The 514-nt window shown below is 71.0% G+C and carries 1 protein-coding gene; it reads right to left on the bottom strand.

Annotated features, from left to right (window positions below; all coding sequences use genetic code 11):
* A partial coding sequence (locus HGG74_RS21095) for an alcohol dehydrogenase catalytic domain-containing protein (protein ID WP_168489491.1) occupies positions 1 to 513 on the bottom strand: 513 nt, incomplete at its 3' end.
* Position 514: the final 1 nt, after the last annotated feature.

The raw sequence follows: 514 nt of genomic DNA, 5'->3' as shown, positions 1-514 counted from the left end.
GGCCGCGCCGATGCCGGCCATGACCCCGCAGCCGAGCAGCCCGGCCGCGGCCGGGTCGGCGGCGGGGTCGACCTTGGTGCACTGGCCGGCGGCGACCAGGGTCTTTTCGGCGAAGGCGCCGATGCCCAGGGCCGGGGACAGGGGCGTGCCGTCCTCGAGGGTCATCTGCTGGGTGGCGTTGTGGGTGTTGAAGCAGTACTGGGGGGTGCCCTTGGCGCAGGCCCGGCACTGGCCGCAGACCGCGCGCCAGTTCAGGATGACCCGGTCCCCGGGGGCCACCTCGGTCACCCCGGGTCCGACGGCGGCGACCACACCGGTGGCCTCGTGGCCGAGCAGGTAGGGGAACTCGTTCCCGATGCCGCCGAGCTTGTAGTGCAGGTCGGTGTGGCAGACCCCGCAGGTGAGGATGTCCACCAAGGCCTCCCCGGGCCCGGGGTCCGGGACCAGGATGGTCTCGATCGAAACCGGCGCGTTCTTTTCCTTGGCAACAACTGCCCGAACTTTATGAACCATG

It is taken from the genome of Arthrobacter mobilis (genome assembly GCF_012395835.1).
In the GTDB taxonomy this organism is placed as follows: Bacteria; Actinomycetota; Actinomycetes; order Actinomycetales; family Micrococcaceae; genus Crystallibacter; species Crystallibacter mobilis.
The sequence above is the reverse complement of the archived record's forward strand: the minus strand, read 5'-3'. Positions and strand labels throughout refer to the sequence as shown.